We start from the raw sequence: 24,960 nt of genomic DNA, 5'->3' as shown, positions 1-24,960 counted from the left end.
TTATGCTTTTAAAAAAAATTGACGTTCTTTCTGATTTAAACGATTCTCAACGTGAAGCTGTTGAGTATTTCGATACACCATTAAGAATCATCGCTGGTGCAGGATCAGGAAAAACCAAAGTTCTAACCAGAAAAGTAACTTATTTAATTAATGATCTTGGTATTAGTCCTAATAATATTTTAGCTGTGACTTTTACCAATAAAGCTGCTAATGAAATGCACGAAAGAATTAGTAAGTACATCGAAAATACTAAAGATTTAAAAATCTTTACTTTTCACTCTCTTTGTACTTGAATTTTAAGAAAGTACATTAATTTATTGGGTTATCCAAACAACTTTCTTATTATTGACGAAGTAGATAAACAACAAATTCTTGCTGATATTTACAAAAAAGTTGGCTTATCACAAGAACAAGTTACATATAAAAACATGATTCAATATATTTCTTATGCTAAAAATAATTTCTTAGATGTATATGAATTAGCAAATAATCTCAAACTCAATTATGATGACCCAGTGGTACAGACATACCAAGAATATTTAAATGAATTAGCTCGTAAAGGGGTTTTGGATTTTGATGACTTGATTTTAGAATGCCACCGTTTACTAAGCGAGCACCCAAATGTTGCTGCCTATTATAAAAAACAATTTTCATATATTTTAATTGATGAATTTCAAGATACCTCTGAAATTCAGTACGATATTATTAAAAAAATTGTTGGTGATGACACTCACTTAACAATTGTTGGTGATCCAGATCAAACAATATATACCTGAAGAGGTGCAAATGTTAACCTTATTTTGGATTTTGAAAAAGAACACCAAGATGTTAAAACTATTGTTTTAGATATAAATTATCGTTCAACAGGAAAAATTTTAGATGCTGCTAATAAATTAATTCAACACAACAAAAAGCGTTTTAGTAAAAATTTAATCACTAAAAATGAAGAAGGTGTTGATGTTGAATTTTACCATGGATATAGCGTAGAGGCTGAAGCTCGTTGAGTTGTACAAAAAATCAATGAACTAAAAAAACAAAAAAATCAGCTTAAAAGCATTGCTATTTTATATCGTTCAAACTTCTATTCTCGTCCATTTGAAGAAGCTCTAATTCAAGAAAATATTAATCATAAGATTTTTAATGGAATGAAATTTTTCCAAAGAACCGAAATTAAAGATGCATTGGCTTTCTTAAGGGTGCTTTTTGATGGTTCTGATATTGCATTTAAAAGAATTATTAATGTTCCAAATCGTGCAATAGGTCCAAAAACTTTACAAGAAATGGAAAATTTTGCTGCAAAAAAAGGAACGACATTATTAAATGCTTTGGTTAAATATTCCAAGGAATTACCTTTCAATCCACAATTTCTTAGAAAACGTCTTTTTCCGTTTTTGGGTGCTTTAAGGGATTACAAACGCTTATTAAATGATGGAAATCCAATTCACAAAGTACTTAATCATTTATTAAATAAACTTAATTATTTTGAGCACATTTCAAATAATAAGAATTTACGTGGTTCGGCACAAGATAACGTTAATGAATTAATTTTGTCAATTAAAAATTGAGAAAAAAATAATCCTTCTAAAGGATTAGGTGATTACTTAAACATGGTATCACTACTTAGCTCTACTGATGAAACAGATAATTCAGATAACCATGTTTCATTAATGACGGTCCATTCGGCCAAAGGTTTAGAATTTGATAATGTCTTTATTGTTGGACTAACCGAAGGCATCTTTCCAAGTATTAGAGTTATTAATAACTCTGAAGAGGCAATTAGTTATTTAAATCGTGAAGATGATCCAATCGAAGAAGAAAGACGTTTAGCTTATGTTTCGGTTACTCGTGCTCGAAAAAAACTTTTCCTTTCAGAGTCACGGGGAACTTTACTAGGTACAAATAAACCAAAAGTTCCTTCAAGATTTTTATACGAAATTGGAATCAAAGTTGATGATCAAATTTTAATGAAAGATTTTTCGATACCATCTACAGTAAATCACAATCGAACTAAAGCTAATAACAAAATTATTGTCGGAGATATTATTTCGCATATTACTTTTGGAGAAGGTGAAGTTTTAGCTGTTAATTCACAAGAAATTGTTGTACGTTTTATAAAAGATAAAAAAGAAAAAACCCTCAATAAAGATCACCCATCTATCAAGGTTATTTCTAACTAATGAATCCTATTTTAATTATGTTTTTAGTAATTTTGGCCATTATCCTATTCTCAGTAATTGCGTTAGTGGCTTTTTTACTAATTGTAATTTATTTTTTTCGTTCCTTTTCGGGGGTAATTTTATTTAGAATCGATTATAGTAACAACAGAGTATTAAGGCTATCAAATAAACAATACTTTCTATCAACTATTTTTGATTCTAAAATCAGTAAATTCAATGTTTATAATTTTGTGCCATGAAATAACTTTTTAAATTTCTTTGAAGTAGATATCAAAAAGAAATTAAAAAAATATCTTGAAGGCGATATTTCTACAAAGGAACCCATTGAATTAAAATTCAAAGGAACTGATTATCAAAACGGAACTTTAAATTTAACTTTTTTTGAAAATATCATTAGATTTTTAGATAAAAAACTCGGTTATGTAGTCTCATATAAAATGACCATTACACCTGATATTGACTTATCATACTCATGCTCAATTACATGAAATAGAAAGCGCGAAAAATCAAGCGAACAATATACTTTACTACCTTCCAATAAACCAATTCAAACCAAACACGCTCGCAATCTTATTATTGCTCTAGCGCTAAAACCATATTATTTTACTAATTTATTATCTCAAGTAGATTTAGAGGAAATTACTAATTTATTTTGACTTTCTCGTGGTTATATTCAAAAAGGTATTATTACTATTAAAGATGGTTTTTTGATTTTAATTTTAAAAGAGCCAAATAAATTTGACCTTGAACACATTCGTTCTCAAATTATAAAAATTAATCAAAATCATATGTGTTCCAAATATTTTTTATCTGGTTCGTATTTTGTAGAGGGAAAAATCTTTTCTCAACAGCAAAATGATAATCTTTTACTTAAAATTAAATATGCCATTTATCATATTATCAACAATAACAACAACTTTGATCATTTTTTGAATTTACCATATTCAATTTTAGAAACACCTAAATTTCAAAACTTTGTCAAGTTATATAACATCTATATGTCAAATAATATTAATGACAAAGTCAATAATAATGTTTATAGGATTAAAACTTTTAAAAGCAAAAAGGAAACTATTTCATCATTAGTATTAACCCAAACTAACGATCTTACCCTTGAACAAGATCGCTTTTTCAAAAACATTCCTTATTTAAATTATTTATTTGAATCCAAATGATTTGAATTTATTAAAGAATCCTATGCCAAACACACTTCTAACCCAAACTACAATATGGTTAAAGTTTCACAAGAAGTCTTTTTAGAAACTAATATCATTGATTCAAGCATTTCCCCAACACACCTTGTGTATGCGCACCAAAATATGTTTGATTATGATCGGCTTAAACAGAAAATTAAAACTAATTTTGGTTTTAACATTCCCACAGCACTATATGTAGATGTTATTGATAAACCATTAATTAATGTTGTGAATTACACCAAACTTAAAGCCATTGTCATTGGAAAAAAAATCTCTACAAGACTAAATGAAACAAGCATCTTTTTTGATTGCATCAACATTGTTAATTTAGCCAATAATAACAATATTCAAGTAATTTTTGAGGATGTTGATTTAAATTTAGATATTTTAATTGTTCAAAAAGCTCGAATTAAAGCTTTTTATACCACTAATAACTAAATACAGTAAATCTAATTTCTTAGGTTTTCTTTATTTTTTGATATTTTTTGAGGAAATATGAAACCAATCTATTTACATACTAATACCGAATATTCTTTCTTATCATCAACCATTCGTGTTGGACAATTATTTGAACTAGCTCAAGAAAAACAATTAGATTACTTAGCTTTAACTGACAAGGAAAACCTTTTTGCATTACCGTATTTTTTAAATTTTGCAAAACAAAACTCAGTGAAACTTATTATCGGTGTTGAAATTATTTTAGATAATAATTATTCTGTTTTAGTTTATGCTAGAAACTATACAGGTTATACCTTATTAAATAAAATAATTCTTAAACGTTCAAATAACCAAGCAATTAGTCTTGATAATTTAGATGATGAATCTTTACTGATAGTAAATCATCAACATTTAGGATTACCAAGTGATTACCAAGGTACCCTTCCGCAGAATTTTTATTGAAATGCCAAAAAGCAGCTCAACAATCAAAAAACCGTTTTTGCTCCCACTAAAAAAATCTTGCACCAAGATGATAATGATGTTTTGCGTACTCTTTACAAAATTGCTCAAAAAGAACCTGATAATCATCTTTATGGTGATTTTTACAATGAGTTAGATTTTGAAGATGTCCAAAAAGAAGTTGTGGATGAAATTCATCGATTTGTCACATTAATTGAACCCTTTGAAATTAGTTCGGAAATTAAACAAGCTAAAATCGCAAATGCTAAGGAGGTTTTTGCTAAATCATTAAATCTTGAAAAATACAACAAATTAGTGAAAAGACACTCTAAAGAAATAGTTGATCAACGAATTAAATATGAAATTGAAGTTATTGAAAAACTCCAATTTCTAGATTATTTTTTAGTTATTAAAGATATTTTAGATTTTGCACGAAACAATCAAATTGAAGTAGGAGCTGGTCGTGGAAGTGCTGCCGGGTCCATTGTTGCTTTTTTGCTTGATATCACTAACGTTAACCCACTTGAATATGGATTATTATTTGAAAGATTTTTAAATATTGCTCGGGTTTCGCTACCAGATATTGACCTTGATATTCAAGACGACAAGCGTCAAAAACTATTAGAATACATTCGTGATCGTTTTGGAGAAGAAAGAGTTGCCCTCATTAGTACCTTTCAAACTCTTGCTGCTAAATCATCCATTCGTGATGCGGCTCGGACATTAGGTATTCCTTTACATGATGTTGATAAAATTTCCAATTCCTTAACATCCTTTGATCAATCGCTAATACATGCATACCAACGTAATGCTAAGTATAAAATGTTAGTGGATAAGCATCCTAACTTACATAAAATCGCATCTAGAATTGAAGGGTTGCCTCGTCAAAACTCAATTCATCCAGCTGGTGTTATTATTTGCGATCGTGACCTCACTGAAGTGGTGCCCATTAGAAATACTAACCTAAATATCAACGCAGTTGAATTTGATTTAAATGTTTTAGAATCTTATGGATTAATTAAAATCGACTTTTTAGGGCTTAAAAATCTAACTATTGTTCATCAAATCGAAAGACAAATTCAACCAGAATACCGTTTTGATAATGTAATTGATTTAAACTTTAATCCAATTGATGATTTAGATACTTATAAAGTTATTAACCAAGGAAATACCGAAGGAATTTTCCAACTAGAATCTCCAGGGATGACCAGTGTTATTAAAAAAGTGCAAGTAAATCAATTTAAAGATCTCTATGCTATTATTTCCTTATATCGTCCAGGTCCTAAAGATTTTATCCCGCAATATGCTAATGTAAAGCATCATCTTGAACCCATTGAATCAATTTGACCTTCTTATGATCAAATAGTAGCTCCCACATTTGGAATTATTGTATATCAAGAACAAATTATGCAAATTGCTCAACAGGTTGCTAATATGTCCTTTGGTGAAGCTGATTTATTGCGCCGTGCTATTTCAAAAAAAGATAACCAACAAATGCATAAATACCTTGAAATTTTCTTTGAAAATGGTCTTAAAAACAAGGTTCCAAAAAATATTTTAGAGAGAATTTACGGGCAAATTGAGCGTTTTGCTGCTTATGGTTTTAACAAAGCACATGCTGTTGCTTATGCTTTTTTAAGTTATAAATTAGCCTTTTATAAAGCTCATTACCCAGAGATTTTTTATAAAGTCTTAATTGATAATTCACTTGGTGATTTAAGCGCTATTAAAAAATATGCTCGAGTGGCAAGCGAACAAGGAATTACTGTTTATTCACCTAAAATTAATAATGCTTCTTATCAATGCCTCATTTCTTGAAAAGATAAACACAAGCAAAGCTCATTACTTTTACCTATTATTATGATTAAAGGAATTGGAAGCTCAGTTGCTCAAAAAATTTATCAAGCGGTTCAAGAACTTGGCGTATCTGATAATATTTATGAACAATTATTTTACTTAAAGGTCTTTGGTGTTGGCGATGCGGCCCTGCTAACCTTAGTGAAGGCCAATGTCTTCCGTGATTATGGAAATATTAATGAAATGATTAATGTTGTTCCTTATATTAATAATGCTTATGATATTTACAAAAAACTATACGAGAAAACCGATCAACCGCTAAAAGAAAAAATTAGCAACTTTATGCAAGCCACTAATTTTAACCATCAAAAAATTATCGCCTTTGATATTGATATTGTCCAAGAAATGGCTTTGGAAAAAGAACTATTAGGTTCAATTTATAATGCTAATCCAACGACAAAGTATGAACGCGAAAAAAAACTAGCTCACTTAGAAATGGGTCAAAATAATTACTTTTATGTTTATCTAGAAAGCACAAAGAAAAATGCAAAAGGTAATGTTGTGGCAAAAATTTCTGATAGTAGTACAACAATTGATGCCTTTGTTTTTGGTGAAATTGGAGCAGAGTTGCATCAAAATAATAAAGCTAGAGTTTTGGTAGTTCTTTTGACTTTAAATGAAAAAGGTTACTACCAAATTCGACATTTTAATGAGGTAAAAGATGAATAAGAAACTTTTATTAATTGATGGAAACTATTTGATGTTTCAATCGTTTTATGCAACATATCGTGGAGATGTTAGCACAATTATGCGCTCTAGCCAAGGCGTGCCAACTAATGCTATAAATACCTTTTTAGTACAAATGATCAAACTCATTAAAGAATATCAACCCAAATATTTATTTATCGCTTTTGATGCAAAAGAAAAAACCAATCGTCACGAAGTTTTTCAAGATTACAAGGCAAATCGAACCAAAGCTCCAAATGAACTTTTTATTCAATTTGATCTTATTAAAACGATTTTAAATCAACTAGGGATTCAACAACGAGAAATTCCGCGTGCTGAAGCTGATGATTTAATTGCAACGGCAACAGCACGCTTTGATAAAATTGAAAAACTCATTTTTTCCCGTGATAAAGATTTATTGCAATTAGTCAATAAAAGCACTAGCATTATTAACAAAGATACAAATGGCTATTCTTTAACAACAGATGATAATTTTTATGATACTTATCAAATTTATCCATCCCAAATTGTTGATTTTAAGGGCCTAAAAGGTGATCCTAGTGATAATTTGCCAGGTATTAAAGGAATTGGCGATATCACGGCAATTAAACTTTTAAACGAATTTGGAAGCTTTGATAATATTTATGCTAATATTAACTCTCCTAAAATTACTAAATCAGTAAAAACAAAGCTTGAAAATGGATATCATGAGGGCAAGTTGTGCTTTGATTTAGCTAAACTAAATTCAAGTGTTGAGGATTTTAACTTTCAATTAGAAGATTTAGAATTTAAAATTAATTTAGATAAAGCTCAAGATCTTCTTCAGAAACTAGAATTAAATACAGTATTAAAATATTTTAAGGTTCTTTAATGATTGCTTTAGTTGGTCAAATTTGTTCTGGTAAATCTTTTTTAGCCAAGGAGCTACAAAAGCGCGGATTTAAGATTTTTAATGCAGATATTTTTGTAGAAGAGTTGTATTTTCATAATTTAGACTTTGTAAATTTTTTAAGAACTCTTAATTTAGGGTATCTCATTGAAGATAATAAAGTAAGTAAGCCTAAAATCAAAGCACTTTTAAAAACAAAACACAGTGACTTTTTTATACTCGAACGAATTGTTCATACATATATTTGGTTACATTTGCGCCAACATGTATACGACTTTGTGGAATTACCGGTTTTAAATAGTCCATATGTAGATTTTAGTGTCTTTTTTTCCCACATCATTAATATTGATAACTCAGATCAACAAAGATGAACTTGATGTCAAAAAAGAGGTGTGGATAAGTCTACTTTTGAGCTAATAAATAAGAAAAATAGCTTTAAATGGGGCAAAATTGCTTTTTTTAAAAAAGTTCCAATTGTGAATATCTCTTGGATAAATCAATTAAATGAAGCAAAAGTTGAAGAACTTTTGCAAAAAGTTAAATAAGTGCTTTAAAATTTAATATACCTAATATATATTTTGTTAATATAAAAATCTATTAAAAACAAGTTTGAAGGGGGAGCAAATGAACTGAAAATTATACGGTAATTTCATTATCCAAAAAGGTGAAGAACTTACTTCTTTAGATAGCGAAAATTTATCTAAATTTTATCTGCCATTAATTGGTGCTCACGCTGTTGTTTTGTATAACTTTTTAGCTCAGAAAGTTCAAAACAACCACACTTTTTATGCTCCTTTTGAAATCCCTACTCTTTGAAAACTTTTACATATGGATTATGCTACTTTTGATAAAGCTAAGCGTGAATTAGAAGCTTTAGGTTTAATCAAAACTTATTTAAATCACCAAAGTGCTACAACTCAATTTTGACTTAAAAGACCGTTAAATCGCCAAGAAGTACTTGAAAATCGTGTCTTATCAAATGAATTAAAACACCACTTAGGAAAAGAGCTTTTTGAAGACTTAGTCAAAGAACAAGTAGTACATAAAGTCAAAACTAATCAATATATTGAAGATCGTTCAGCTAATTTCTTTGATTTATTTGGACACTGAGAAGAAGAAAAACCTACTAAAACTCATGAATTATTAATTGAACAAGGCAAAATGAATCAATTTAACCTTGAAAAAATAGCTCCTAAAAAAGTTCTTTTAAATACTTCATTATCTTTTAGCGAAAATCAATACATTAATGAATATGATGCTTTATATTCATTAAATTACACTGAATTTTTTAAATACTTAGAAGGATTTAGTCTAAACGATGAAGACTTAAGTGTTCTTGAAGAATATCACAATAAATTTAATGATTCAAAAATTTTAAATTTAGTTTTATTAATTTCTCGTTTTTCACACAAACATATTTCACTTAAACAAGTAAAAAGTTTTTTAAATGAACTTTATAAAAAAGGTGTACATGAGTTTGCATTAGTAGAGAATTATTTAGATGGCAAATTACTTAACACTAAAAAATATAATAAAGCACTTGAGAAAAAGAATTCAGCTAAAATGTACTATCTTAAATATCAAGGATTAAATTAAAATGTTTAAGTTTGACCCCAATTATACGTATGATGACATTATTACTGACGCTAAAAACGATCCGTTTTTAGCGTCTGTTATTTCTGAATATTCTTTAAGCGATCAAGAGATTTTCTTTTACTATGTGGAATTGCTAGAAGCCAAAAAAATTTCACAACATCCTGATCAATATATTGACAAGCCTATTTTTTCGCGAGAAGATAATGTTTTTAAAATTGAATATGTTTTGTCAAATAACCAAAAAGCTAAAAAGTTTTTAAGAGATGTTAACATTATTTTTAAAGATCTAGGGGGATCTATTTATAATCGTAGTTTTGAAGAGCTTAATTTAGATAAATTAAAAGAACCTAATTATGATTTAACAGAATATTATGATGATTTTATTGAACACCAACAAAATCGTACTTTAAATCAATTAAAAGGAGTTTGGTTTCATTCCAAAAATATTAATAGCATTGATAAATTACTTTCAATGTTAGTTAATAGTTTTGCCCAAAATAATCACAAAGTGATTTTAGCTCACTACGGGAATTTGGTCGATTGATATAAGTCAAGTTTTAAAAATAAAGGCGAATATGATACTAATGAAATTACCAATATTTTAGCTACTGTACCTATTTTAGTAATTGATCGTATTGGTTATGAAAAAATCAATCCTTGAATGGTTAAAGAACTAGGTCGCATTTTAGAGCTAAGATCTAAAAATAATTTAACTACTTACTTTGGTAGCTTAGATGAATTGTCGCGCCTTGGTTATTTATTTGAAAAGAAATTTGATAACCCTAATTTAGAAACATTTTTGATTCAGCAAATTCGTGCTTTAATTGAAAGGGAGGTATGAATTGAATAAATTAAAAGTTATTTTAGCTGGAACTCCTGCCTTTTCTGTTCCTGCCTTTGAAAAAGTTATTCAAAATTTTGAGGTAGTAGCAATTATTTCTCAACCTGATCGTCCAGCTAACCGTGGATATAAGTTAGATCCTACACCTGTCAAACTTTTAGCAGAAAAATATAACATCAAAGTTTTTCAACCTGAAAAAATTGGCCAAATCTATGAAGAGTTACTTGAATATGATTTTGATATTTTTCTAAGCTGTGCTTTTGGTCAATACGTACCTACTAAGATTTTAATTTTACCCAAAAAAGCAGCTTTAAATATTCATGGTTCTTTGTTACCTAAATATCGTGGAGCAGCCCCAATTCAACATGCATTGCTTAATGGGGATGTTCAAACTGGACTTAATTTAATTTACATGGTCGACCAAATGGATGCAGGCGATGTCTTAGCTGAAGCTAAAATTGATATTTTACCAAGCGATACCAGTGATACCTTATTTACAAAATTATCTCAATTAGCAGCTGATTCAATTGTTTCTTGATTAAATGATTTTGCAAATGATAAATTAACAGCCACTAAGCAAGATGAGCAACTTGTAACCCTAGCTTCTAAATTAAAAAAGGAAGATGCTCTATTAAGTTATGATCTAACTTTAGAAGCAGCTTTTAATAAAATTAGAGCTTTTTCAAGTAACCCTGGAGCTTATCTTTTTATTAATGATAAAAGAGTCAAAATCTTCTACGCACAAAAGCAACCACTTAAAAATGCTCTCAAATTAGACTTTGCTAATGGAAGTTTATATGCAATAGATTATCAATTTGAATCTAAAAAACGAATTAAATTATCATAAAATCACCTCGAGGTGATTTTTCTTTTTCTTTTATTTAAAAAGAAAACTCATCAATGCTTGTTTAAATTAAGTTAAAGAAAAATTTAATAAGAAAAACACGCATAATTGCGTGTTATGATTTAGTTTGTCTAAAATAGTAATTTGAAATTAAGCTACGCAGTTGTTCATCAACAGGAGCAATTTCAGCATGTTCGACATTTTTAGCATCTTGAATATCATAAATATTTAAAGCATTTAAATCTTGATGTTCAAGTGCATCGGCAAAATAATTTCTTCGAATAAAATAATATTCAACTACTTGACTTGGGTTGTAATTAATAAAATCAAAATTTTGTAAGTTTTTGTATTTTTCACTAATTAATTCAGCTAAATTATCATTATCCGAAATAGAAACAATAGCTAATTTTCATGCAATAAAATTAATTAAAAAGTCTTGAATTTTATCGCTAGCTTTTGAAGCGCTTTCTTCTGAATTATCATCTAAATAAATCTCATCATTAAAGTAATCTTGAGCACTTCAATCATCAAAAGTATCTAAAAGTAAAGCAATAACAATTTTATTAGGTGCTGTTTCAGTGGTTAATAATTTCTCAAGATACTCACGAATTTGTTCAATAAAAAGACTTCTTTGAACTTGATCGTTTTCTTTTGTGCTTTGAATTATTTCATTGATTTTTAGGGCTAATTTATTAAAAAGACTTTCTTGCGGTGAATTCTCAATTGAATCTTTAATAATGGCAGGATATGGATTGATACTATATTGTACTTGTTCTTCATCTAAAGAATCAGCATCTGTTTCAACGATTTGGTAGTATTTTTTAAAGGTTTCTTGATTGATTTGAAAATTAGATAAATCTAATTTAGTTTGTAAATCTTGCAAGAATGAATTAAGATCACTACGATCAACATTGTATTGAGATAATGCGTTAGCAAAATTTTCGCTTTGAAGATTAAATCATAATTTATTAATTGAACGTTCGACTAATTTTCTTTGATTTAAAACAAATTCTTCTTCATTACTTTGTAATTGAATTTCATTTTGAGCAACCATTTCTTTTATGTTGCTTACGCTAAATTGCAAGTCTTTATAGAATGAATCACGTACACTTTCTAAGACACGTCTTTGGTTAAATTCAGAAGCTCCTGAAGAAATAACTAACCCATCAACTAAAAGTAAGTTCCCTTTTGGACGCACAATTCTAATTAATCCATCATCCAATCCTTCGATATTATCAGATGAATAATACGAATCAACAGCGTCACCATTGTACATTATAGCCGCATTAACGTTTCATTGTGGGTTAATAATGTTAGTTGCAATTGCAAGCCCATCCCCAATTAAATTAATGTGTTTAGTATTAGATATTTTATATCCTGTTCCTTTTTGGATCAAGTCAATAAATGAATCAACTAATTGCGCGTAATTTTCAACATTAGCTACACCTGTAAAGTTATCTTGATATTCGATTTTATTGTCGCCAACGTTTTTAGAATCCATAAAAGTAGAACCAAAAATCATATTATCACGAACTGAATCGGTAATATTTCAATTTTGGAATCCATTTTCTGATAGGATCTTTAAAATCGTATACATATCATTTAATTTATCACCATATTTCTCGCGATATTGTTCAAAGTCTAAGCCTTCATTTTCTTGCTTTAAGTCTTCGCGAATTGGATTTTTTGAAATATTATAAGCTACCACTGTATCTTGAATATAGTAAGGGAAAAAGTATTCTCATAAATGTTCACCATTTTTAAGATACTGATCATAATGAGCTAGATGTTTTCAAACTTCCGGTACAATTAAAAGCTTTAAATAAGTTTGGATTTTGTTTTTAATTAAAGCATTTTTAGTTTGGATTTCTTGTTTGGTTTCTAAACTCAAATTTGGATCGTTAGGGTTTCTCTTATCGTATTGCAATTCTGGATCATTAAATAAAATTGAGTAGTCAATTTTAGTTAAATATCCATTATTAATAAGTTCAATACTTTGGTGTTCAGAACCAATTCCGGCAATTGATTGGTGATTAATAATTGAACGAGTAAATTCTTTTAGTGTGTCAAATTCTTTATATTCAAAGTATTTAGAAATATCTTTAATACTTTCTGGTGACATATAAGATTTATAGTTATTAAAAGTTGGTTTGAATTCATTAATTGATTTATAAGCAATAATTCCGCCAGAAGCAGCAGCGACACTAGTGGCTAAACCTAAGGTCATTAAGGTTTTTGTTATTTTTTTCATTATTTAACTTTTTGTCTACCTTTTTTAATTTTTGTTGCTGAATAAATGATGTTTCCAACAATTACAAAAGCTAAAATAATAGTTCCAATAACTAGACCTCAAGGTTTAAATTCACCCTCATACATTTTAGTTCCAAGTGTAGAGGTATTTGATACCACGTGCGCAATAATATAATCATCAAAACTTAAAACCGTTGATACTAAAATAACCATAGTAACAGCCGGTAACATATAAACAAAATAAGTTTTCAATCAAGCAACAAATTTATTGTGCCCTAAATCTTGTGCCGCTTCATATAAGTTATTATTAAATTTTTCACTTCTTGGAATAGTTAAAGATAATCCATAAGGCAAAATCATCACTGTGTGTCCGACAATAACACGAAGCATACCTTCTTTATCTACTCCGATAATTCCAAAGAAAACACCAAAAACAAGCACTAATCCTAAAGCAGTAATGTTATCAGGATTAACAAGCGGAATATTTGATGTTGATGAGACAAACCGTCTAATAAGTTTGTTTTTTTGTCTATAAAGTGCATATGCAGTTACAAGCGAAAGAATAACCACTAAAATACTTACAACAAGTGCAATTAAAATTGTATTTACTAGTGCAACGTCTCTACGCTCTGCAAATAAAGTTAATCAGTTTTCTGTTGTTCCTCCTGCTCATGATGAGTTATATTGTCCTTTAATTGTTTTATTAAAACTAAAAACTGCTCCGACAAAAAGTGGCGTATACACTACAAATAGGATAATATAAACATAAAAACGTTTGAAAAACTCAGTAACTTTATTCATAGTGAGCTCCTTTTTTAAAATAGAAGATAATTCTTGGGACAATTAAAACAAGAGCATATACAGTAATGAAAATCATACTTACTACAATAACAAGCATTGATCCAGAAGATAAGTTAAATTGATTTCCTGGGTCGATTTTTTCGTTAATAATATTTCCAATTAACTGTGTTTGTGAAGGATTAGGTAATAGTTTTTGCGATACCACAAAGGTAGTAGCACTAGCAAGGAAAATCATAGCAAAACCACTTAAAATGGCTTTAGTTCCATAAGGAATGATCACTCTAATAAAAGTTTGTAAAGTATTATTTCCAAGATCATGACTTGCTTCAATAATGTTTTTAGGCATATCTCGAAAAACAGTATAAAGAGGCATAATCATTAGCGGTAAGTTTAAATATACAAGCCCAACAACGACAAATCATGAGCTATTAAGTGTATCAACATTACTTTGAAAAATTAGCTGAAATAAACTTCTAATTGAATATATTCTAGCAATGGTAAAAATTGCTAGCGGTGAAACTACCATCGAAAGGGCAATTACTCTAAAAATTTGAGATTTAGAAGTAGAAATAAAATAAGCATAAGGAAGGGCAATAATTAAACAAATAATTGATGCCACAATACCTACACCAAGCGATCTTCAAATAATTGTTCAAGTATGTGAATCTTTAATTAAAACCGCATTGTCAAATTCATCGTTGCTTTTAAAAGCTTGGGTAAAAATTAAAATAACTGGTAAAACAATAAGAAAAATAGCAATTAAAGCATAAGGCAAAATAAATCAATGACGTTTATTTAAGTTTAATTTAGCATTAATTTTAGAAAACATTTGAGTTGTAGTCCCATTTAGGGTCTTTTTTCATTAAATGGATTGTATCAATGGTTCAACTTAAATAAACTTTTTCGCCTTCGTCGAATTTTTCTGATGTTTCAACAAAAATTTCTTGATCTTTATCAACTAAAACTTTAATGTAGTAGTAGCTTCCCCGATAAGTTACTTCTTCAACATGTCCGATGATCTTATCTTTTGGATTTGTTGTTTCTCTAACCATATTAATATCTTCAGGTCTAATTAAAGCATCAAGCTCTTCATTTGGTGAAAATTCTTTAGATTTGTGAATTGTTTTAAATTTTTTACCAAATAATTCAACCTTTTCATCATCAACAAATCTTGTACTAAAGACATTAGAATCCCCTATAAATTTAGCTACTCAGATATTAACCGGGTAATCATAAATCATTTTTGGAGTATCGTATTGTTCAATTTTACCATCACGCATGATTGCAACACGGTCAGATAATTCAAGCGCTTCATCTTGGTCATGGGTAACGAAAATAAAGGTAATACCGAGTTCTTTTTGGATATCTCTAAGTAAAACTTGCATTTTTTGACGAATCTTAGCATCTAATGCCGAAAGAGGTTCATCAAGAAGTAAAATTTCAGGCTCAACCACTAATGAACGCGCAAGAGCAACTCTTTGTTTCATTCCACCTGAAAGCTGTGTAATAGCTTTATTTTCATTACCTTTTAATCCTACAACTTCAAGCATTTTACTGATTTTTTCATTTAATTCATCTTTAGTCATTTTACGTTTGAAATATTTATTTTCAAAATCAATAGTTTTTTGTTGTACATAACTTTCTCAATATGAATAAGTAAAATCTGAATCATCAAGTCATTCTTGACGTTTTTTATACTGTCTAGTTTTTGGATTAAATGTTTCTAATTCAAGTTCGTATTGCTCTTGAATTCTGTCTAATTCGGCCATTTTAGCTTTAGCTTTAGCTTCTCAAATTTTCTTTTTAGCCTCTAAAAGCTCAATGTGTTTTTGGTTAATTTGTTGTTTTTTCACTCTTTTGAGTTTAAGCCCAAAAGCAACATTGCCGTGAACATTTAAGTTAGGAAAAAGAGCATAATCTTGAAAAATGGTTGAAAGATTTCTTTTGTGAGGTGGCAAATCTTTAATATCAAGGCCATTAAATTTAATTTCACCACGAGTAGCTCACTCAAATCCACCTAAGAGACGTAAAATGGTGGTTTTACCTGAACCACTAGGTCCAAGTAAAGTAACAAATTCACCTTTTTTAATTTTTAAGTTAACCTCTTGAAGGACAACTTTATCGTTATATTCTTTAACTACATCAATTAATTCAATGATATTTTCGCTTTTTTGACGAGTTAAAGATTTTAATTCTTTTGTATTATTCATAAAATTCCTTTCATAATTTAAAAAAATGTTAAATTGCAAAAGGAATTGTGGAGGCTGTGTCAAAAATATCATCACTATATTGTTCAGTGATGAATTTAAGAGTTGGATATTGTAAATCACAGAAGTTTATTAGCACAAATTTTGTGAGTAATTTGATAATAAATTTCACTGTATTTTTCATAAATAAAATTTTATAAAAAACTCCTTAAAAATCGAATAAAAAAACAAAAAATAATTTGTTCATTTTTACTATGTTTTGGGTTTATTTGAAACTTTTTTAAGCTTGCTTTTGGTATAATAATTTTTAATAATATAAAGATAATATAAAGGAGGATCAATATGCTAAAAATGTTTGGTTTATTACCAAGTAAAATCAAAGGACTTTTTTTACTTGGAATTATAATCATTTTAATAAACGTTGTTTCAATTATGGTTATTCCAGTTTTTTTATCTCAATTTTTGCCCTTAATTGCAAGAGAACAAACTAGCATCAACGAAACTTATCAAGTAATTTTATTTGAACGTTGAATCATTTTTGAATCTCTACAACGTTCAGAAGTTATTGTTGAATTATTACTTACTTCAATTGGGCTCATTGCAATTGCAGTTGTTACCAATATTTCGGCAATGTTTTTAACAACATGAGCTGGTGAACAAGCATCAATGTTTTACCGTAATTACTTATTTTTAAAATATCAAAAATTATCTTTAAAGGATATCTCAGATCTAGGCCAAGAAAGTCTAATTAATAGAATTTCAAGTGATGTGGCTTCTTTTTGAGATTTTTTAATTAGCGCAACCAATGCTCTTATTAAGGCTCCTTTATTTATTATTGTTGGTTTTGTCTTTGCCTTAATTACTAATGTTAATTTATCATGAGCTATTGCTGCAGCAGTACCACTTAATATCGGAATTTTATTATTTATTTTTATTAAAGCTAACCCATTAATTGCCAAAAACAGAAGAAACCTTGATCTTATTACTAAAGATGTTTCTGAATCAATTATTGGAGCTAGAGTTGTCAAAGTATATAACTTGCAAAATAAACAAAAACAAAAATTCAACATTTCTAATAATCGTTGATATAAAGTAGAATCAAAAGCATGAACCTTTTTATCGTTGGGAAATCCTGTCTTTTTTTCAATTATTAACATTTTAATTGTTTTAATTTACATTGTTGCTGCGCACCAACTGGCTGCAGAGCAAATGCCAACTCCACAAATTGTTGCCAAAGTTAATGTCTTTATCGAATATGAAGTCTTAATTTCACAAGGAATTATTATCTTTGCTCAATTTTTAGGAACCGTCTTTAAAGCAAGAGTTTCAGCAAAAAGATATCAAGAGATCTTAAATCGTGATTACATTGATTTATTTGTTGAAAAAGGATTTATGCTTGATAAAGCAACCAAAGAAAACAATTTTCCTGTTATTTTTAAAAATGTAAACTTTAAATATTTTGACCAATCAAAAGAATATGTCATTGAAAATGTTAACTTTGAATTACCAAATAAACATACTCTTGGAATTATTGGTCCAACAGGTTCTGGAAAAAGCACAATTGCTAATTTGCTAGTCAATAATATGCTTTTAAAAGAAGGATCAATTCAAGTTGGTGGTATTGACGTTAACAAAATTAATACTCATGAGTTGCACTCCAAAGTGGGAATTGTTTTCCAAGAACCATTACTTTATTCTGGAACAATTCGAGAAAATCTTTTATTTGCCAATCCAAAGGCTACAGATGAAGATATCGAAAAAGCTCTTAAATCAGCTTGTGCTTGAGACTTTGTCAATAGCTTTGCCGATAAATTAGATCATTACATCGAACAGCGTGGAAAAAACCTTTCAGGTGGACAAAAACAACGTTTAAGTATTGCAAGAACATTGCTTTTAAATCCTAAAGTTTTAATTTTAGATGATTCAACCTCCGCGCTTGATAATTTAACCACCAAAGAATTGTTGTGAAACATTAGCAAAAATTACGATTGCACCACCATTATTATTTCTCAAAAAATTAATTCAATTAAGCACGCAAATGAAATTTTAGTTTTATCAAAAGGGCAAACCATTGGTAAAGGTACCCACGAAGAATTATTGCAAGAATGCGAATGATACAAACAAGTGTACCAAAACCAAGTTATTCATTAAGAAAGGAGCGCTAATGGAATCAAAAGAAAAAGTGGCATCACTAAATGAATATTATGATGCAAATTTCTCGTTTGTAAAAACGGTAAAAAATCTTTTAGGATATTTAAAATTTGAAAAGAAGCGAATTTTAATTGGTAATATTTTTGCTTTTTTAAATGCTCTTTTTTATGTTATTGCTAGTTACTTAATTGGATATGTAATTAAAGCAACTTTTGAACCTTATATTGAAGCTAAAGGAATGAATCCCAATGCTGAATTTAATTGGGTTTTATTTAGCATCTTAGTATCTTTAATTGCTTTATTTATTATTTTATATGGAATATGTCGCTACGTAGAGAGTTACTTATACATTAAAGTATGCTATGGGACCGGAACTAAATTAAGAGCGCAAATTATGAATAAGCTTTTTGTTAGTCCTATTAAATACTACGACCAAGAAAAAGCAGGAAATATCATTTCAACCATTATTAATGATATTAATAACGTTAATGATACTTTGTATGCTATTACTAAAGAATTATTTACCGCTTTTTGAAATGTTTTTCTTAGTGTAATGGTGATGTTTATGCTTTCATCATTACTTACCCTTATTATTGTCCCAACAACTGTGATTATGTTTTTGGTCTCATTTGTTGTGATTAAAAAATCTCAAAGTTATTTTGTAGCTGTGCAAAATGCATTTGGAAAAATGAATGGTTTTGTTGAAGAGATGCTAACTAATACCAAAGTAACTAATTCATTTGATCAACAACAAAGAGTTTATAAAGACTTCAAAAAAATTACTCGTGAGATTCGTAATATTGCCTTTAAAGGTGATAGTGCCGCACGAAGTTTTGATGTTTGATTTCAACTTGTTTCAAACTCAATGATTTTAATTATTTCAGGAATTGCCGCTTTGTTTTATCTTAAACAAATACCACTTTATGGAATTAAAGCTTTAGCAGGTAATGAAACTGGAATTGCTACGCCTGCTTTTTTACTTACTTATGTTTCGCTTAATTGAAATTTCATCGGACCTTTTCAAGCAATTTTAAATATTGGGTTTGCCCTTCAAGTTGGAACAGCTTCATCAGCAAGAGTATTTAAACTCATCTCAATGGAATTTAAACAAAGAGAGCCTGAAAATATTAAAATTGACAAAATTATCGGTGAAGTAGAATTTAAAAATGTTTGATTTAAATACCGTGATACTTCCAAAAAATATCAACTCAAAGATGCTTCTTTTAAAGTCAAACCTGGACAAGTGGTTGCTTTTGTAGGGCCAACAGGGGCCGGAAAAACCACTATTATTAATTTATTAAGCAAATTTTATGATTACAATAAAGGTTCAATCTTAATTGATGGACACGAATTAAGAAACATCAATACCACCAATTTAAGGGACCATATGACCGTGGTATTACAAGATTCCTTCTTATTTAATGAAACAATTTTAGATAATTTAACTCTTGGAAATAAATCACTAACAAAAGAACAAGTTATTGAAGCAGCTAAATTAACTAATATTCATCACTTTATTATGACTTTGCCACAAGACTATAACACTATGGTTGAAAATAACGGAGCTAATATTTCCCAAGGTGAACGGCAATTAATTTCTTTAACTCGGGCAATTTTGAGTAACAAAAATCTTTTAATTTTAGATGAAGCCACTTCAAATATTGACTCTCGTACGGAAATAATTGTTCAAAATTCAATCCGTCATCTAACAGCAAATAAAACATCCTTTATTATTGCTCACCGCTTAAGCACAATTAAAAATGCCGATATTATCATGGTTATTGACGATGGAAAAATCGTTGAATCAGGAACTCATGACCAGTTAATAGCAATGCAAGGATTTTACTATAACCTATATAATGCACAATACAAATAAGGACACACTATGAAAGCAAAACAATATAATAAATATTCAGATATTCCAAAAGAATACCGTTTCGATCTTGAAGCAATTTTAGAAGGTAAAAGTTACCAATATTGAGTTGATCAATTTAAAAGTTTAATGGAACAAAAAATTACCAATAAAGATCATGAATATGACTCAATTGAAAATTTTTTAGAAGCTAAAAAACTTAGTGATCAAATCGGGATTATCACAAATAAAATTCACAATTACCTTTCAAATAACAGCAATACTAATGTTGTTGATCCTCACTTTAAGCAACTAACACAAGAATTTGAATTTTTAGTTGAAGATCTTTCCAATCAATTAGGTTCAGAAACCAATAGATTTTTCAAAAACATTGACAAAATTAAAGTTTGAATTAACGATCCTCGCCTTAGCAAGTGAAAAATTCACTACCAAAATGAAATTGATAGATACAAACATAAATTAAGCGATGAAATCGAAGAATACGTTCAAAAAGAAAGTTTTGGTGCGCCATCACTTGAAGAAGTCTTTTCGGTGATTACTAATTCTGAGCTTGATTATGGAACCATTGAAAATAGCAATGGCAAAACATTTAAACTAGATCCTGCTAATCGAATTACTTTCTTAAAAAGTAATGATGAAAAACTCAGAAAAGGAGCTTTTGAAAATTACATCAAAGCTTATTTAAAACACAAAGAAAGTTTATCAACTTTATTACACCAACACTTTAAACAAATTGCAGTACAAGCTAAATTACGAAACTACAACTCAGCAGTGGAAATGCTCATTAGCGAAGATAAAATGACAGATGAAGTCTTGCAAACTATGTATAAGCATATTTCCGATAAAAAAGATGTACTGAAAAAATACAAAAAAGCATATGCTAAATTCTATAAAGCTAAATTTGGCTCAAAAATGCAAAAATGAGATACATATCGTGAACTAGTTAATGTTAAAAGTAACTATAGTGTAGATGAAGCTAAAGATCTTGTTATTGAAGCTTTAAAACCTTTTGGTGAAGAATATATGTCTCAAATTCACAAAGCTATGAATGAAAATTGAATTGATTTTATGCCAGCACAATCAAAACGTTCAGGAGCTTATTCAATTGGTCAATCATATGGACTAGAGAAAAAATATATTTTAATGAATTTTAAAGGCGATCTTGATAGTGTTGAAACTTTAGCGCATGAATTAGGACACTCAATGCATTCATATTACAGTGATACTAGACAAGATTACACAAATAGTCAATATCCGATTTTCTTAGCTGAAATTGCCTCAATTTTCAATGAATTAATGCTTTTTGATTATTTATTACAAAATTCAACTAGTGATAAATTAAAATTTCAAATTTTAAATAATATGATTAATGGATTTATCGGAACTGTAATGCGTCAAATTGAATGATCAAATTACGAATACGAACTATTTAAACAAATTGAGCAAGGAAAATCCTCACCAAGCTTTAAATCACTTTCAGAAATTTACTACCAAAATTCCTTAAAATACTCATTGGCTGATAAACCTAAAAAATACACCGAAGAAGATACTTTTGCATGTATGTATGTACCTCACTTTTATTACTATTTTTACGTTTATAAATATGCTGTTGGACAATTAGCTGCAAATTACTTTTTTGCTAAATATAAACAAGAAGGAACTTCAGCACTAAAATACTACATTGATAACTTCCTTAGTGCCGGATGTAATGATGAACCTCTTAATATTTTAAAAAAATCTGGAATTGACCTTTTAAGTGAAGATTTCTACGATTTAGGATTCAACTATATTAACAAACTTATTGAAGAATATATTAAATTAGGAAATAAAATTTTTAAGATTAAAAAATAACCAAAAAAATACTAATGAATAATCTTGATAATTAATTAAATAGAGTTAATTACTGACAAATTTAAAAAAATTAAAAAAATAGGGAGATTAAAGAAAAATGGCAGCAATAAAGAAAAATCAATTATACAATTCATTGTGAGAAAGTAGTAACGCACTACGTGGTGGTATGGACGCAAGTCAGTACAAAGACTATATTTTAACATTACTTTTTGTTAAATATGTTACCGACAAATCTAAAGGACAACCGTATTCTACTATTGTAGTGCCAAAGGGCGGTAGTTTTGATGATATGGTGGATATTATTGGTGATAAAGCAAGATCTAAAAATATTGGCGAAGAAATGGATAAAATTATAGCTAAACTTGCAGAAGCTAATGATTTAAGAGGGGTTATTGATAATGCTCACTTTAATGACGAAACAAAACTAGGTAAAGGTCAAGAGATGGTTGATAAACTTATTAAATTAATTAATATTTTTAGAAACCCAGAATTAAATTTTGAAAAAAATCGAGCAGATGGAGACGATATTATTGGTGATGCATACGAATTCTTAATGAATAAATTTGCAACCGAAAGTGGTAAAAGTAAGGGTCAATTCTATACTCCTGCTGAAGTATCAAGAGTATTAGCGAAAGTTATTGAAATATCAAAAGAAACAAATAAATCAGCTACAGTATATGATCCTGCCTGTGGTTCAGGTTCGCTATTAATTAAAGCATTAGATGAAGCTAAAATCAAGCTTGCTGGATACGGACAAGAAAAAGATATAAATACAGCTGGTTTGGCAATAATGAACAATGTTTTACACGGAAAAGCCACAACTACAATTACAGCTAATAATACATTCTCAAATCCCGCATATGTAGAAGATAAAGATTCGGAAACGTTAAAGAGATTTGATTATATTGTTGCAAATCCGCCTTTTTCTCTTCAAAACTGAAAAGACGGTCTAAAAGAGTATGGAAGATTTGATGGTTATGATGTTGACAAAATGCCTAACAATGGTGACTATGCATGATTATTACATATTATTAAATCCTTAAAAAGCAATGGGAAGGCTGCTGTTATTTTGCCTCATGGAGTTTTATTTAGAGGTAATACTGAAGGATATATCAGAAAAACAATTATTGATAAAGGATATATAAAAGGTATTATTGGTTTACCTGCTAATCTTTTTTATGGAACAGGAATCCCTGCATGCATTATTGTTATTGATAAAGAAAAAGCAGATATTAGAGATAGCATTTTTATTATTGATGCAAGTCAAGGATATGTTAAAGATGGTAATAAAAATAGATTAAGAGAGCAAGATATCTATAAGATAGTAAATACTTTTGTTAATGAAATTACCGATGATCCTAGTTATGCCAAAAAAGTACCTTTATCGGAAATAAAATCACCTAAAAATAACTATAACTTAAACATTCCTAGATACATTCATAACTACAATAAAGAAGATTCTCATGATATTAGTGCCCATATGATTGGCGGAATACCTGCTAAAGATATAGATTCAATGAGTAAATATTGAAACATCCTTACCAGTTTGAAAAACAAACTCTTTATTGAAGTAAGAAAAGGTTATTATAAACTAAATACTCCTAAACACAAGATAAGTCACGTGATAACTCAAGATAAAGATTTTCAAGAATATCAGGAAAAAATAAATAAAGCATATACTAACTGAAAAAAATCAATTAAAAATTTATTAATAAATATAGACCAATCAGTGAATATAAAGAGTTTAATTGAAGATTTATCAGAAAAAATATTAAAAGAATTTGAGTCATTAGAATTATTGGATAAGTATGATGTTTACCAAGTATTGCTTGAATACTGACAAGAAACTATGTCTGATGATGTTTATTTATTATCGCATGGTGGTTTTGAACTTGGTAGAGAGATTGAAAAAACTAATGAAACCAAAAAAGATAAAAACACTAATAGTAATAAACAAAGAACAAAATCAAAAGAAGAATCTTGAGAAGGTACATTAATACCAAAATCAATAGTTATAGAAAAATATTTTAAAGAAGATCAAGAAAATATTGATTTAATTTTGGACAAGAAAAATTCTACATCAAGCAAAATTAGTCAGATGATTGAAGACGCTAATGAAGAAACAATATTATTCGAATTAATTGGCGATAATGGAACAATTAAGGATAATGATGTTAAGGAAAAGATTAAAGAAATTAAATCAAAAGTAAAAAACAAAGAAATTAATGAATTAGAAAAATTATTAGATAATGATTTAGATGCACTAAAAAAAGAAATCCCTAATTATTTTGAAAACTACCCGGTTCTAAAAAATGCCTTAACAGACAAAGGAAAAATTACAAAAACTTCCATTAAAAAGGCACTTCAAATGCTCAAAGATTCTCTTCCTGTTTCTGAAGAATACAAAAAAGATTACGAAGAACTATCACAATATCTTTCTCTAAAAGAAGAAGAAAATAAATATTTAGATAAAAAAGAAATAATTTCTTTAGAACTAAATACAAAAATTTTAGAAAAATACAAAGAATTAACTATTGAAGAAATAAAAGATTTACTCATAGAGAGAAAATGATTCGATTCTATTTATAATGGAATTAAAAAACTATTTGATTTAGCAATTAAAAATATAGTAAATAAAATCACCATTCTTGAAAATAGATATGAAAACACTTTAGGTGATATTAGTTTAGAAATAAACGAAATATCTAATTATTTATCTACTCTTGTTGATGAGTTAGTTGGTGATGAATTTGATATGGAAGGACTAAAAGAGTTTAAAAAATTGTTAGGTGGTAAATAATATGTCAAAAAACCAAACAAAACCATCGATAAGATTTGCTGGATTTACTGAAGCTTGGGAACAG

General features: G+C 28.7%; 16 protein-coding genes. 12 read left to right on the top strand and 4 right to left on the bottom strand.

Translation table 4 applies throughout. The annotated features are described in order from the left end of the window. Window positions 1–2: 2 nt before the first annotated feature. The 8 genes from Q349_RS02175 to fmt all read left to right on the top strand — a co-directional run bounded on the left by Q349_RS02175 (window position 3) and on the right by fmt (window position 10,966). Window positions 3–2,177 carry an ATP-dependent helicase gene (locus Q349_RS02175; protein WP_036464611.1) on the top strand — a complete coding sequence of 725 codons (2,175 nt, stop codon included), beginning with the start codon at window positions 3–5 and terminating at the stop codon, window positions 2,175–2,177. Then, window positions 2,177–3,811 (top strand): MHO_4530 family protein, encoded by a 1,635-nt coding sequence (locus Q349_RS02170; protein WP_036464609.1) that lies wholly within the window; start codon window positions 2,177–2,179, stop codon window positions 3,809–3,811. Before Q349_RS02175 ends, Q349_RS02170 begins: the two co-directional genes overlap by 1 nt. A gap of 57 nt (window positions 3,812–3,868) precedes the next feature. Then, window positions 3,869–6,796: a DNA polymerase III subunit alpha gene (dnaE, locus tag Q349_RS02165; RefSeq protein ID WP_036464606.1), complete on the top strand. Its 2,928-nt coding sequence runs from the start codon at window positions 3,869–3,871 to the stop codon at window positions 6,794–6,796. After that, entirely contained in the window at window positions 6,789–7,664 is an 876-nt protein-coding gene (locus tag Q349_RS02160) for a 5'-3' exonuclease (RefSeq protein ID WP_036464603.1), read from the top strand. The genes dnaE and Q349_RS02160 overlap by 8 nt, the downstream gene beginning before the upstream one ends. Continuing rightward, a complete protein-coding gene (locus tag Q349_RS02155) occupies window positions 7,664–8,227 on the top strand; it encodes a nucleoside/nucleotide kinase family protein (protein WP_036464601.1) in 564 nt (187 codons plus the stop codon). Before Q349_RS02160 ends, Q349_RS02155 begins: the two co-directional genes overlap by 1 nt. A 79-nt stretch (window positions 8,228–8,306) precedes the next feature. Continuing rightward, window positions 8,307–9,278 (top strand): replication initiation and membrane attachment family protein, encoded by a 972-nt coding sequence (locus tag Q349_RS02150; protein ID WP_036464597.1) that lies wholly within the window; start codon window positions 8,307–8,309, stop codon window positions 9,276–9,278. Window position 9,279: 1 nt separating this feature from the next. Next, window positions 9,280–10,128 (top strand): hypothetical protein, encoded by an 849-nt coding sequence (locus Q349_RS02145; RefSeq protein ID WP_036464594.1) that lies wholly within the window; start codon window positions 9,280–9,282, stop codon window positions 10,126–10,128. A 1-nt stretch (window position 10,129) separates the two neighbouring features. Then, on the top strand, window positions 10,130–10,966 hold the full coding sequence (gene fmt, locus Q349_RS02140; protein WP_036465004.1) for a methionyl-tRNA formyltransferase: 837 nt from the start codon (window positions 10,130–10,132) through the stop codon (window positions 10,964–10,966). Between the two features lie 112 nt (window positions 10,967–11,078). On the opposite strand, the gene Q349_RS02135 is transcribed toward fmt, so the two are convergent. From Q349_RS02135 to Q349_RS02120, 4 genes are read right to left on the bottom strand one after another with little or no spacing between them, the layout of a single operon-like run. After that, complete coding sequence (locus Q349_RS02135; RefSeq protein WP_036464591.1) at window positions 11,079–13,214, bottom strand: hypothetical protein; 2,136 nt, start codon at window positions 13,212–13,214, stop codon at window positions 11,079–11,081. Further along, complete coding sequence (locus tag Q349_RS02130; RefSeq protein ID WP_036464588.1) at window positions 13,214–14,014, bottom strand: ABC transporter permease; 801 nt, start codon at window positions 14,012–14,014, stop codon at window positions 13,214–13,216. Before Q349_RS02130 ends, Q349_RS02135 begins: the two co-directional genes overlap by 1 nt. After that, window positions 14,007–14,843, bottom strand: coding sequence for an ABC transporter permease (locus Q349_RS02125; RefSeq protein ID WP_036464585.1), 837 nt, complete (start codon window positions 14,841–14,843; stop codon window positions 14,007–14,009). Before Q349_RS02125 ends, Q349_RS02130 begins: the two co-directional genes overlap by 8 nt. Then, entirely contained in the window at window positions 14,833–16,224 is a 1,392-nt protein-coding gene (locus tag Q349_RS02120; protein ID WP_036464583.1) for an ABC transporter ATP-binding protein, read from the bottom strand. The genes Q349_RS02125 and Q349_RS02120 overlap by 11 nt, the downstream gene beginning before the upstream one ends. A 339-nt stretch (window positions 16,225–16,563) precedes the next feature. Between Q349_RS02120 and Q349_RS02115 the strand changes: the two genes are divergently transcribed. The 4 genes from Q349_RS02115 to Q349_RS02100 all read left to right on the top strand — a co-directional run bounded on the left by Q349_RS02115 (window position 16,564) and on the right by Q349_RS02100 (window position 24,896). Further along, a complete protein-coding gene (locus Q349_RS02115) occupies window positions 16,564–18,372 on the top strand; it encodes an ABC transporter ATP-binding protein (protein ID WP_036464580.1) in 1,809 nt (602 codons plus the stop codon). Between the two features lie 13 nt (window positions 18,373–18,385). Beyond that, window positions 18,386–20,248, top strand: coding sequence for an ABC transporter ATP-binding protein (locus tag Q349_RS02110; RefSeq protein WP_036464578.1), 1,863 nt, complete (start codon window positions 18,386–18,388; stop codon window positions 20,246–20,248). 9 nt (window positions 20,249–20,257) lie between these two features. Beyond that, window positions 20,258–22,096 (top strand): oligoendopeptidase F, encoded by a 1,839-nt coding sequence (gene pepF / locus Q349_RS02105; RefSeq protein ID WP_036464575.1) that lies wholly within the window; start codon window positions 20,258–20,260, stop codon window positions 22,094–22,096. Window positions 22,097–22,193: 97 nt separating this feature from the next. Beyond that, window positions 22,194–24,896, top strand: coding sequence for an N-6 DNA methylase (locus Q349_RS02100; protein WP_051616758.1), 2,703 nt, complete (start codon window positions 22,194–22,196; stop codon window positions 24,894–24,896). The last annotated feature ends 64 nt before the right edge of the window (window positions 24,897–24,960 follow it).

Origin of the sequence: Mycoplasmopsis sturni DSM 22021, from assembly GCF_000701485.1 — a bacterium.
Classification (GTDB): Bacteria; Bacillota_I; Bacilli_A; order Mycoplasmatales; family Metamycoplasmataceae; genus Mycoplasmopsis; species Mycoplasmopsis sturni.
The sequence above is the reverse complement of the archived record's forward strand: the minus strand, read 5'-3'. Positions and strand labels throughout refer to the sequence as shown.